This window comes from Winogradskyella jejuensis (assembly GCF_900129745.1).
Taxonomy (GTDB): domain Bacteria; phylum Bacteroidota; class Bacteroidia; order Flavobacteriales; family Flavobacteriaceae; genus Winogradskyella; species Winogradskyella jejuensis.
The window spans coordinates 587894-600699 of record NZ_FQWS01000001.1; the positions used below are offsets into that span (position 1 = coordinate 587894).

Consider the following 12806-nt stretch of genomic DNA (forward strand, 5'->3'; position numbering starts at 1 on the left):
GAAAAAATACCCACATTTTACCACATTTTACCACTTTTGTTGATAAGTTTTCAGTTTTTCGATAAAAACCAAGATTTACAAGATGATTTTAGTGGTGGTGATATCAGAAAAAAGCCCTTAGATATTGCATCAGTAATCCCAAGTATTTAACTATATTTGTTCTTAACTATACTAACTAATGCATGGCACACCTTTTAAAGGAAGAAAAGGATTTTAGATATATCGAAGTTGGAGAAGGCACCCCTATTATTGTACTCCATGGATTAATGGGCGGGCTAAGTAATTTTGATGGTGTTACAGATTTTTTCAGTAATAAAGGTTACAAAGTACTTATACCTGAATTACCTATTTACACCATGTCTTTATTAAAAACCAACGTTAAGACTTTTGCAAAATATTTGCATGATTTTATAGATTTTAAAGGTTTTGACCAGGTTATATTACTAGGCAATTCTTTAGGTGGACACATAGGCTTATACCACACAAAACTATATCCTGAAAAAGTAAAAGGGTTAATTATTACCGGAAGTTCTGGACTTTACGAGAGTGCCATGGGAAGTGGCTATACAAAACGAAGTGATTATGAGGTTATAAAGAAAAAAGCACAAGATGTTTTTTATGACCCGGCTGTAGCAACTAAAGAAATTGTAGATGAAGTTTATGAAACGGTTAACGACAGAAATAAACTCATAAAAACATTAGCGATTGCCAAAAGTGCTATCCGTCATAACATGTCAAAGGATTTACCAAAAATGCACACACCAACATGTATTATTTGGGGAAGAAATGATAATGTTACACCTCCTGAAGTTGCAGATGAGTTTCACGAATTGTTGCCAGACTCCGATTTGTTTTGGATAGATAAATGTGGACATGCAGCTATGATGGAACACCCAGATGAGTTTAATAAAATTCTTTACAGCTGGTTGCAATCTAGAGAGTTTTAATACTAAAAAAGATTTCCGTTTTCACGGAACTAACCATGAAAATAAAGTCTGCTGAATTTGTAATGAGCAATTCTGACGTGGCTAAATGTCCTAAACAGCCATTGCCAGAATACGCTTTTATTGGCCGTAGTAATGTGGGAAAGTCTTCTCTTATTAACATGCTTACGGACAGAAAAAGCTTAGCAAAAACCTCTGGACGCCCAGGAAAAACACAACTCATTAACCATTTTATTATTAATGATAATTGGTTTCTTGTAGATTTACCAGGCTATGGCTATGCGCGAGTTTCTAAAACTTCTAAAAAGGCATTTCAGAAGTTTATTACCAATTATTTTGAACAACGCCAGCAATTGGTTTCTGCCTTTGTACTGATAGATATCAGACACAAACCTCAACCTGTAGATTTAGATTTTATGCAATATCTGGGCGAGCGTGAAATACCGTTTTCTATTATCTTTACTAAAGCTGACAAGCTGAAACCAAAAGCCATTGAAAGACATGTAGGAGACTATTGCAATCAACTTTTGCAATTTTGGGAAGAACTTCCACCTTATTTCGTAACCTCTTCTAGTAAAAAAATTGGGCAAGAAGAAGTCCTAGGTTTTATAAGTGAAACGAATGAGGAGATTGAAGGATTAAGGAACAATCTTTAAATGAAATACTTATTTTACTTATACATAATTCTATTAATCCCAAATTTAAGTATTGGGCAAGCGGACATTTATCTTGATGTAGACAAAAATATCATTAACAAAGATACTTTTCATATAAAATGGTTTAATCATGCTAATATGCTTTCTAGATGGGATTTTATAGGCAAAGACAAAAAGCACTATGCGACGTTACGACAAAATCTTTATCAAAAAGGAATTTCTGATTACAACCAAATTATAACGGAATTAGAAAAAATTACATCAACAAAAGTTCCTGATAGTGTAATCATATTATTGAGGTACAAATTCAAAGATGATTTATGCGAAAATTTTATAGATAATTATTGGACACGTGGAGAAATTAAAAATAAAAAAAAATGGCTCGAACCCAGATTAAAAAAGTTTGAAGAAGCGAATATTTTTTACCTCTGGCTGTTTGAAAATGGTATTAAATTAAAAACAAAGTCTAAGGAAGCAAACGAATTCTTTTTATTGGATAAAAATAATTTTTTCAGAGATAAAATTTTTACTAGCCAAACGCTCTGCAGTTCTGCTGCAGTTATAACTAAAAAAGGAGAAATTTTAGTGATGAATGGGGAAGGCACTTATATGGCTTTGTACAATCACGTAATTAACGAGGAAATACCTCTGTTTTTCAAAAACTAACCCTTCACATCCAAAGCATCACGTAAAGCATTACCAATAAGCATAAATGCCATGACTAAAATCATGATACAAATCCCTGGAATTAAAGCCAGATGAGGCTTTCCTAATATAATGTAGTTGTAGTGGTCTTTTATCATAGCTCCCCAACTTGCCATTGGTGGCTGTGCACCAATACCTAAAAAGCTCAAACCACTTTCTATTAAAATGGCTGCTGCAAAATTTGCTGCAGAAATAACAATCAGTGGCGCCATAATATTTGGCAAAATGTGTTTATTGATAATTCTAAAATCAGTGAAACCTAATGCTCTAGCCGCTGTAACATACTGCAATTGTTTAGCCCCAATTATTTGTCCTCTAACTACTCTTGCCACCTCAATCCACATCGTTAAACCTACAGCTATAAATACTTGCCAAAACCCTTTACCTAAAGCTAGCGTTATAGCAATTACTAGCAATAGCGTTGGGATTGACCAGGTGATATTAATAATCCACATGATAAAGGCGTCTACTTTGCCGCCGTAGTAACCAGCAATACTACCCATAAACAAACCAACAATTAAGGAAATAAAAACTGCCACAAAACCAATAAAAAACGATATTCGAGCACCAATTAAAATCCGGCTTAAGTAATCTCTTCCGTACTTATCGGTGCCGAAAACAAAAGTTCTTTCTTTGATATAAGACTCTGCTTCAGCATTTGGAAAAGTTGAAATATTTATAGATTTCTGCTGACCAACCAAACCGTCATCTGTATACTCGGTATAAACTAGGCTTTCACCTTCAATTTTATAATCAGAAATTGGGATTTCTGTAGTTGTATTGTTTCTTCCAAAAAATAGTTTTGATAGCCAAGTGGATTCGTCTTTAATATTATTCGGAATTTCTAGCATCAACACTTTAAATCCTGGAGATTTAGAGTGAATAGACAAATGCATCTGGTTTGCATTTTTAGAATCGTCTGGCACTAATACATAAGCAAAGATAGATACTAAACCTATAGCTACAATAACCCAAAAACTGAAAACGCCCCAAACATTCTTTTTGAATTTTTGGAGCGCTAAGCTTGTTAATGAATTGTTGCTTTTAGACATTATATCTTGAAAAGGAGATATCTCGACTACACTTCGACTTCGCTCAGTGACCACGCTCGATATGACAGCCTTAAATTAATTCTTTATTTGTGCTACATTGTTTTTGATAGCATACGATAGCTTTAAATCATTAAGAACATTTAATGCCTCTTCTACATAAACATCTTTACTTAAACTCTCATGCCAACGCTTACGCTTTTCTTTTAAAATAGAATCTTTTTCGATAAGCTTAAGCTCATAAGGCAATGAATTGTAAGTTAGGTTTGTTTTATAATCTGATATTTTCTCAAAACGTTTGGCCTGCTCTTCGTTTAACTCTAAACGTTGCTTGTATTGCTCATAGTTAAGAGAAAATGTTTCGTTATCTCTAATCTCATTAATCCATCTCGCGTTTTCATCTATAAGTCTTAATTGCTCGTTATTTGCAATACGCTGTTTACTTTTTTCAATAGCAGCATCGTAATCATAATAGTTTTCCCAAACCTTATAGTCTGCAGAATCTATTTTATCCCATGATAACGGATTGTCTTGTGTACGCTCTCCAATACCAATGTATTTGTAACGGTCTGGAACAATAATATCACTCTTTACACCTTTAAGTTGCGTAGAACCTCCATTGACACGGTAATACTTATCTGTTGTAAATTTTATAGCACCTAAATCTCCATTAGAATTATTACGCACCATTCTATTGAGGTCAACAACATTTTGTACAGTTCCTTTTCCGAAAGTTTGCTCACTTCCAATTACCACTGCTCTTTTATAGTCTTGCATTGCTGCAGCTAAAATCTCAGATGCCGAAGCCGATAACTCATTTACCATGATTACTAAAGGACCATCCCAAACTATAGACTTATCGGTATCACTTAAAATACGCTTATCTTCTGTTGTACTTTTTACTTGCACAATAGGTCCTTCTTCTATAAACAAACCCGCCATATCTACAACTGCTCCTAAAGAACCACCTCTATTGTCTCTTAAATCTAAAACTACTCCTTCTATACCTTCTTTCTTAAGGCGAATAATCTCTTTCTTAACATCTAGCGCACAACTTATTCTGTTGTTCCTGTCAAAATTATCATAGAAGCTTGGTAAATTAATAATACCGAATTTTTTTCCGTCTTTAATGACTGTGGAAGACTTAGCGTATGTTTCTTCTAGCACTACCTCATCACGCTCTATGGTTATATCTTTCAAAGTTCCATCTACTTTCTTAACGGATAATGTCACTTTTGTACCTTTTGGACCTTTGATGTATTTTACTGCATCCTCAATTCGCATTCCAACAATATTGACTGCTTTTTCTTCATTTTCTTGTCTAACTTTCAATATTTGATCACCTTCTTGTAGCTCATTCTGTCTCCACGCTGGACCACCACTAATTAATTCGCTTATTGAGATAACATCTAGTTTTCGTTGTAGTCTTGCGCCGATTCCTTCAAACTTTCCAGACATGTCTACATCAAAACGGTCTTTGTCTTCTGGCGTAAAATAGAAGGTATGCGGATCGAACTCTCTAACAATAGCATTGATATATACCCCAAACCAATCTTTGCGTTGTCTTTCTTGTATGTAAGTAAATAATTCTTCTAAAGATTTTCTTGTTATTTCACGAGCTTCGGCTTCTAACTCTTTTTCGGACTTTAAGTCCACACTGTCATCTTCTTCAGCCATTAAAGTATTATTCTCAATAGCTTCATCATAATTGGCAATTGTAGAAAATTTAAGTTGCTTTCTCCAGCGCTCTTTTAATTCGCGCTTATTCTTGGCATAGTCCATTTTATCATAATCCGAGTCGAACATCTCATCTTTAGTGTAGTCAAAAGGCTTTTCTAAAATCTTTTCATAAATCTCTTCAGATTCCGATATTCTCTGGATTAAGCGCTGATGTGTTAAGTCGAAAAACGCCAAATCGTAAGCTTTTAATTGATCATCGATTTGACTCTTATATGCTTCAAACTCTTTAATGTCTGATTTTAAAAAGTAACGCTTAAACGGATCTAACTGCTTTATGTAATCATCGTAAACACGTTCTGAAAAATCATCGTTTATATCTTGAGGCGCAAAATGACCTTGGTCTAGTAAGTAAGTAATTAATCGAACCAGTAATTTATCTTTATCGCCGTCGCCATCTACTTTGCTTGTAAAACTGCACGATGCAAAGGCAATTAGCAGTGCTAATAATAAAAATTTGTATTTCCCTTTCATTCCTAATTTCATTTAAAATTGAAAATATTTTTCATCAATAATTGACTAAAATAGACGAAAAAACCGTGCCATAAAACCAAACTGCTACTAATTTTTTGTTAAACCAAGTTATAATAGCTTTTACAGGCTATTTTAGTATTTTAGCAAGACGAAACAAACGACTAAAAATGTCTAAAAAACCGCTAATATTAGTTACCAATGACGATGGAATCACCGCTCCAGGAATCCGTACACTGATTAGTGTTATGTGCACTATTGGAGACGTGGTTGTTGTAGCTCCAGACAGCCCACAAAGTGGCATGGGACACGCAATAACTATAGATTCTACATTACATGTCGAAAAAGTAACGATTGACGATGGCCCACAAACTGAGTACAGCTGTTCTGGCACACCTGCAGATTGTGTAAAACTAGCCGTAAGAGAGGTACTTGATAGAAAACCCGACTTATGCGTTTCTGGCATTAACCACGGCTCAAATTCCTCTATTAATGTTATTTATTCAGGTACGATGAGTGCTGCACTTGAGGCTGGAATAGAAAGTATTCCTGCTATTGGTTTTTCACTCTTAGACTATAATTGGGGAGCAAATTTTGAACATTCAAAATCATTTATAAAAACTATTGTGCTTAACGTTTTAAATAACGGTTTACCCAAAGATGTAGTTCTAAATGTAAACATCCCGAATGTTAGTAAAAAAGAGATTAAAGGCATTAAAATTTGCAGACAGGCACGCGCTAATTGGGAAGAAGAATTTGACAAGCGCACTAACCCCATGGGGCGCGATTATTATTGGTTAACCGGTAAGTTTGTAAATATGGACCATGGAGAAGATACCGATGAGTGGGCACTAAAAAACAATTACGTTTCAGTTGTACCAGTTCAGTTTGATTTAACGGCACACCATGCTATTCAACAATTAAATTCTTGGGATTTTAATGCATAGAAAAGAGATTATTATTGGCTTCTTAGTTGGAATTATATCTGTTGGTATTGGGATTTTTATTTTTGATGTTGGCGTTGGTCTTTACAAAGGCAGTTCGTTTTCAAGAATAATTGACCGGTCTTTTAGTACTATTTTGCTAGACAAACGCGCTAGTATTGGAGCACTCATAAATCTTCCTGTATTTTATTTATTTTTAAATAAAAAGAAAGACAACTACGCAAAAGGCGTCCTTCTGGCAACCATCTTAATTGGGATATTATTTTTAATCAATAAGCTATGAAGTACTACATAATTGCTGGTGAAGCCTCGGGAGATTTGCATGGCTCTAATTTGATGAAAGCCCTATTAAAAGAAGACCAAAACGCAGACATACGTTTTTGGGGAGGTGATTTAATGCAATCTGTTGGCGGCACTTTGGTAACACATTACAAAGAGCGTTCTTTTATGGGTTTTGCCGAAGTGATTATGAACCTTAAAACCATCCTTGGTTTTATAAAATTTTGCAAAAAGGATATTGAAGCTTATAAACCAGATGTGATTATTTTTATAGACAACTCTGGGTTTAATCTGAGGATAGCCAAATGGGCGAAAGAGCTAGGTTACAAAACACACTATTACATCTCTCCGCAAGTATGGGCTTCTCGTGCTGGGCGTGTTAAGAAAATAAAACGCGATATAGATGCCATGTATACCATCTTACCTTTTGAAAAAGCGTTTTATAGCAAATACGATTATGATGTGCATTTTGTAGGCCACCCGCTTATTGACGCAGTTTCTAACAGAGAACTAATCGACGAGAAAAGCTTTAGAAAAGAACATAAATTAAGTAACAAACCTGTAATCGCTTTATTACCTGGAAGTCGAAAACAGGAAATTAAAAAAATGCTTGATGTGATGTTAAGCGTTATTGAAGATTTTGAGGATTACCAATTTGTTATTGCAGGAGCCCCAAGTCAGGATTATAGTTTTTATAAATCCATAATTGGGAATCGAGATATTTCGTTTGTAGATAATAAGACCTATGACTTACTGAGTATCTCCTTTGCTGCTTTGGTCACCTCTGGTACAGCAACATTAGAAACCGCATTGTTTAAAGTTCCTCAAGTGGTTTGTTACAAAGCTAATGCTATATCTTACCAAATAGCAAAACGCATTATCACGCTTAAGTTTATTTCTTTAGTTAATCTGATTATGGACCGTGAAGTGGTAACAGAATTAATTCAGCATGATTTAAATACAAAACAACTTAAGAAAGAATTGCATACTATTTTGAATCCTGAAAAACGCGAGCAACTCTTTTTAGATTATTACGAATTGGAACAAAAGTTAGGCGGTAGAGGCGCAAGTGAGAATACTGCAAAATTAATTTACGAGGCTATTAAGAATTAAAAGACTTCCGTTTGTACAGAAGACAACTATGAGAAAAACCTACTTACTCTTCATTTTACTTACATTACTTAGCAGCTGTGGTTCTTCTCGAAAAGCCTCTAAAAGTTCAAAACGGAAAACCGTAATTACTACAAAAACTGAAACTAAAAAACCCATTTCTAAAACGGCTGAGTCTATTATTGCTTATGCCAAAAGATTTAAAGGTACCAAGTACAAATACGGCGGCACTACAAAAAAAGGCATGGATTGTTCGGGGCTAATATACACGTCCTTTGGAGCTCACGATATTGTTATGCCGCGTACAACCAAAGAATTATCCTCTACTGGAGATTGGGTTGATATCAAAAAAATACAAGAAGGAGATTTGGTGTTTTTTGCAACTCGGAAGAATAGCAGAAAAGTTAATCATGTGGGCATTGTTACTAACGTTAGAAATGGTGAAGTTTCTTTTATACATTCATCAACAAGCCGTGGTGTTATAATTTCAAAAATTTCTGAACGCTATTGGTATTTGGCTTACGTGCAAGCAAGACGTTATTTGTAGCTGAGAGCCTCAGCTACCAAATTAAGTGTATTACATTTCAATTTTTTGAGTAACTTTCTGTTATGAAGTTGCTAAATTTCAACATAATAAAGCTCAGCATTTGCCTTATTATTGGCATATGTATTGGTTTTTATTTTGAAATTTCTATAAAAAACTCACTTTACGCGCTTCTAATTTTAATCTTTGGACTTACAGTAGCATATATTTATTCTTCAAAGAAGAATAAACTTACTCATCTGTTTGGCGGATTAGTTGTTTCAATATTCGTTCTGTTAGGTATTCTAAGAACTCAGCTTTATGATGAAACTATTCAACCGTCGCATTACATTAATTCTAAAATTGATTATTCAAATTATCAAGACTTCCAATTAAAAATAATAGAGCGTCTAAAACCAGATAATTACAACTTAAAGTATATTGCAGAAATCATTAGCCTTAATGATATTAAAGCTAGTGGAAAAGTATTGCTGAATCTACAAAAAGATTCTACACTTTATGATTTGGGTATTGGAGAATTCTATTTTACAAACAGTCAGCTTTCTCAAGTCTCAGGTCCAAAAAATCCTTTTCAGTTTGATTACAGGAATTATTTAAAGAAACGCAACATCCATCACCAAATCTATTTGGATTCTAATGAACTGATTAAACTAGAAGGCCACTCAACATCTATAGCTACTTATGCGGACGCTTTTAGAACTCAAGTTAACTTTAAGCTCGAAAAAGCAGGTTTTAAACCAGACACTTTAGCTATTATTAATGCACTATTATTAGGGCAACGTCAAGATATTAGCCCTGAAATTTACAATAACTACGTTAACGCGGGTACTATACATATACTTGCGGTTTCTGGACTTCATGTTGGGATTATTTTTATCATTCTCACTTATTTATTAAGGCCTTTACACCGATTGAAATATGGGAAGCATATTCTAAAGCCTATTTTAATCCTACTCGTACTTTGGTCGTTTGCTTTTATCGCGGGATTATCACCTTCTGTTACGAGAGCGGTTACCATGTTTAGCATTATTACGTTTGCACAGTTTTTACGTCGCCCAACGAATATCTATAACACCATTACCATATCGGCTTTTATTTTGCTTTTCTTGAAGCCTATTTATCTTTTCGATGTTGGTTTTCAGATGAGTTACTTAGCAGTATTGGCTATAGTAAGTATTCAACCTATGCTTTATAAATTATGGACACCTAATTATAAAGTCGTAGATTATTTTTGGCAAATTTTTACAGTGACTATAGCAGCACAACTAGGTGTTGCGCCAATTAGCTTGTTCTATTTTCATCAATTTCCAGGACTGTTTTTTGTTTCAAATTTGGTCATCATTCCCGTGTTAGGTGTTATATTAGGCGTTGGTATTTTGGTTATTCTACTAGCTTTAATCGACATATTACCAAGCATTCTAGCAAAAGGTTTCGGGTTTATTATTGAATCCTTGAATAACTTTATCGCTTGGATTGCCCAGTTTGAAAATTTCCTATTAAGAGATATCTCATTTAGTATCTATCATGTTTTAGCAAGCTATCTAATGATTATTAGTGGACTCTATCTCTTCAAACAAAAGTCAGTGAAATCAATACATTACTCGCTTTTTAGTGTGTTACTATTTTCTTGTGTTTTAATTTATACCAAACATAAAAACAGTACAAATGAGTTGGTGATATACAATAAAACCAGAGCTACAATTTTAGGAAAAAAAGCAGACCATCAGTTAGTCGTCTATCACAATTTAGATTCGAATACTATCCAACATGAAAAGACTCTAAAAAATTACGAAGTTGGTCATTTTATTAATTCCACAATTTATGACCGTCTTGAACTAGTTTATAGTTTTAAAAATGAGAAAATTCTACTCGTAGATAGCTTAGGTGTTTACAATACGAAAAACTTTAAAGCCGATTACATTCTGCTAAAGGACTCTCCAAAAATTAATCTCAACCGGTTGATTGACTCTTTACAACCCAAACAAATCATTGCTGATGCTAGCAATTACAAATCTTATGTTGAGCGATGGAAACAAACGTGTAGGGATAAAAAAATCCCTTTCCATAGTACTTATGAAAAGGGAGCCTTTATATTCAAATAAACTTATTACTTACTTTGTTTGATTAAAGCTAGGCTTAAAGTTTTTGTAGTATTCATTAAATGCCTCTTGAGACTTCATATCTTTGTATTTATCGTCTTTAAAGAGCTTTAAATACAATTCTAATTGCTGTGGTCTTTGGTATCCAGTAATTGGTGCTATGAGATTTAACTCTTCATCAAAGAATGCAATAGTAGGAAATGCTCTTACTCGAAGAAATCGTGAAAATTCATGAGGACTATTACGTCTATTTGCCTTAGCTGGGTCGTAACCTGGATTGGAAAATGTATTATCTTTGTAGGTTACTGTTGTATTACCTTCTGCATTAAATTTTACAGCGTAAAAATTAGCATTAACGTAAGCTACGACATCTTTATTTTTAAAAGTATCTCGGTCTAACATTTTACATGGCCCACACCAATTGGTATAGACGTCCATCATAATCTTTTTAGGATTTTTCTTTTGTAGCGCCACTGCCTCTTCAAAAGTTATCCAATTAATTTCTTGTGCTGATACTTTTATTGCTAATAACAATACAAACGCTCCAAATACTATCTTTTTCATCATATCTACTCAGTAGCAATTACTAGACCAAACTTACAAAATAAAAAACGCCCTATGTAGAGCGTTTTTAATATTTAACTTTTATTTCTAGTTAATTCCATGCATTTTTCTTTTTAATGTAGGGTTTAATAAAAACATTATAATTGCTGCTCCAATTGGAATGATTGTGAATATTAAGAAGAAGGTAGATAATCCATATTCTTCTGAAATAGAGTCTATATAGCTTCCTGTAAACCCTCCTAAAAGGTTAGCAAAGAAATTAGCTGTAAACCAGATACCAAACATCATACTTACTAATTTTACAGGTGCTAACTTACTCACATAAGATAATCCGACTGGGGACACACATAATTCCCCCATAGTATGTAAAAAATAAGCAACTACCAAAAACATTAGACTAACAGAAGCTGTTTTTGCTCCTTCTGGAATCCCTGCAGAACCATATGCCAGTGCAGCAAATCCGAGCCCTACTAATAATAATCCGATTGCAAATTTGATTGGTCCAGATGGATTGTACTTACTCTCCCATATTTTAGAAAATAAAGGCGCAAACAATATTATAAACAATGAATTTAATACTGAGAACCAAGATGCTGGAACCTCCGTTGCATCTGACTGAAACTCTCTATTTAACATCCAAATAACAATACCCCAAATTATCACAAAGCTCAAAGCTAGTATTACATTTGCCAAAGAATACTTTTTAAAGGTTTGCTTAAATAGCATTGCCAAAACCCATGTAATTACTAACATAGGCACAATGGTAATAACAGCGTTGACTATCTTAAAAGTTAATGCCGCACTACCTTCTAATGCTCTGTCCGTATAATCCGCCGCAAAAATAGTCATAGAACCTCCTGCTTGTTCAAAAGCCCACCAAAAGAATATTACAAACAAAGAAAATATACCTATAACAAACAGTCTATCTCGAACAACTTTAGAACTTTCTGCTTCTTCAACAACATCTTCAACATTGTCTTCTAACTTTTCAATACTATCTTCTACAATATCATCGAAATCTTCAGTTTGCTTTGGTGTTAAACCAATCTTACCAAAGATACTTTGAGTAAAGTGGAATTGAAGCATTCCCAAAAACATAAAAATTCCCGCAAGTCCAAATCCATAATGCCATCCTATTTTTTCTCCTATGTAACCGCACAATAGAATTCCTAAGAAGGCTCCTGCGTTAATTCCCATGTAAAAAATCGTATAACCAGCATCTTTCTCTTTACCTTGACTCTTATATAATTGCCCAACCATTGACGAAATATTTGGTTTAAAAAAACCATTCCCAATAATTAAACAAGCTAAACCAAAAAAGAAGAATATAGAAGTCATTCCTTCTAAAGCCATTGCTGCATGACCTAGAGTCATTATAAAGGCTCCTACAATTACAGCTTTTCGATAGCCCATAAACTTATCGGCAATAAAACCGCCAATGATTGGTGTTAGATAAACTAAACCTGTGTACCATGCATACAATAATAGCGCATCGGAATTACTCCAACCCCAACCAGGCTGATATCCTTTATCTGCATCACCTAATATTGAGGTAACTAAGAATAACACAAGTAGTGCTCGCATCCCATAATAAGAAAAGCGTTCCCACATTTCTGTAAAAAAGAGTACAAATAATCCTGATGGGTGACCTAAAACAGTCTTTTGATTTGTTTCCGAACCTCCAAATTTAAATTCCATATATAA

At 34.1% G+C, this 12806-nt stretch carries 12 protein-coding genes; 8 read left to right on the top strand and 4 right to left on the bottom strand.

Annotated features, from left to right (window positions below; all coding sequences use genetic code 11):
* Positions 1-182: 182 nt before the first annotated feature.
* Genes BUB95_RS02905 through BUB95_RS02915 form a run of 3 tightly spaced genes read left to right on the top strand, consistent with a single transcriptional unit; the run spans position 183 to position 2266 of the window.
* Positions 183-947, top strand: a complete 765-nt coding sequence (locus tag BUB95_RS02905; RefSeq protein WP_073082795.1) for an alpha/beta fold hydrolase — start codon at positions 183-185, stop codon at positions 945-947.
* Between the two features lie 35 nt (positions 948-982).
* On the top strand, positions 983-1600 hold the full coding sequence (gene yihA / locus BUB95_RS02910) for a ribosome biogenesis GTP-binding protein YihA/YsxC (protein WP_073082797.1): 618 nt from the start codon (positions 983-985) through the stop codon (positions 1598-1600).
* On the top strand, positions 1601-2266 hold the full coding sequence (locus tag BUB95_RS02915; RefSeq protein WP_073082799.1) for a hypothetical protein: 666 nt from the start codon (positions 1601-1603) through the stop codon (positions 2264-2266).
* Here the strand turns inward: BUB95_RS02915 and BUB95_RS02920 are convergent.
* Positions 2263-3357, bottom strand: a complete 1095-nt coding sequence (locus BUB95_RS02920; protein WP_073082801.1) for an ABC transporter permease — start codon at positions 3355-3357, stop codon at positions 2263-2265. The two genes, BUB95_RS02915 and BUB95_RS02920, sit on opposite strands and share 4 nt — an antisense overlap.
* A 75-nt stretch (positions 3358-3432) precedes the next feature.
* A complete protein-coding gene (locus BUB95_RS02925; protein ID WP_073085041.1) occupies positions 3433-5565 on the bottom strand; it encodes a carboxy terminal-processing peptidase in 2133 nt (710 codons plus the stop codon).
* Positions 5566-5732: 167 nt separating this feature from the next.
* Here BUB95_RS02925 and surE point away from each other — a divergent pair, with 167 nt between their 5' ends.
* From surE to BUB95_RS02950, 5 genes are all read left to right on the top strand, one after another.
* Positions 5733-6509 carry a 5'/3'-nucleotidase SurE gene (surE, locus tag BUB95_RS02930; RefSeq protein ID WP_073082804.1) on the top strand — a complete coding sequence of 259 codons (777 nt, stop codon included), beginning with the start codon at positions 5733-5735 and terminating at the stop codon, positions 6507-6509.
* Entirely contained in the window at positions 6502-6789 is a 288-nt protein-coding gene (locus BUB95_RS02935; protein WP_073082807.1) for a hypothetical protein, read from the top strand. Before surE ends, BUB95_RS02935 begins: the two co-directional genes overlap by 8 nt.
* A complete protein-coding gene (gene lpxB, locus BUB95_RS02940; RefSeq protein WP_073082811.1) occupies positions 6786-7898 on the top strand; it encodes a lipid-A-disaccharide synthase in 1113 nt (370 codons plus the stop codon). The genes BUB95_RS02935 and lpxB overlap by 4 nt, the downstream gene beginning before the upstream one ends.
* A gap of 28 nt (positions 7899-7926) precedes the next feature.
* Positions 7927-8442: a C40 family peptidase gene (locus tag BUB95_RS02945; protein ID WP_073082814.1), complete on the top strand. Its 516-nt coding sequence runs from the start codon at positions 7927-7929 to the stop codon at positions 8440-8442.
* Between the two features lie 62 nt (positions 8443-8504).
* Positions 8505-10541: a ComEC/Rec2 family competence protein gene (locus tag BUB95_RS02950; RefSeq protein ID WP_073082817.1), complete on the top strand. Its 2037-nt coding sequence runs from the start codon at positions 8505-8507 to the stop codon at positions 10539-10541.
* Positions 10542-10550: 9 nt separating this feature from the next.
* On the opposite strand, the gene BUB95_RS02955 is transcribed toward BUB95_RS02950, so the two are convergent.
* Together BUB95_RS02955 and BUB95_RS02960 are read right to left on the bottom strand one after the other, a co-directional pair.
* Entirely contained in the window at positions 10551-11102 is a 552-nt protein-coding gene (locus BUB95_RS02955) for a thioredoxin family protein (RefSeq protein ID WP_394333619.1), read from the bottom strand.
* An 87-nt stretch (positions 11103-11189) separates the two neighbouring features.
* Positions 11190-12800, bottom strand: a complete 1611-nt coding sequence (locus tag BUB95_RS02960) for a peptide MFS transporter (RefSeq protein WP_073082823.1) — start codon at positions 12798-12800, stop codon at positions 11190-11192.
* Between the last annotated feature and the right edge of the window lie 6 nt (positions 12801-12806).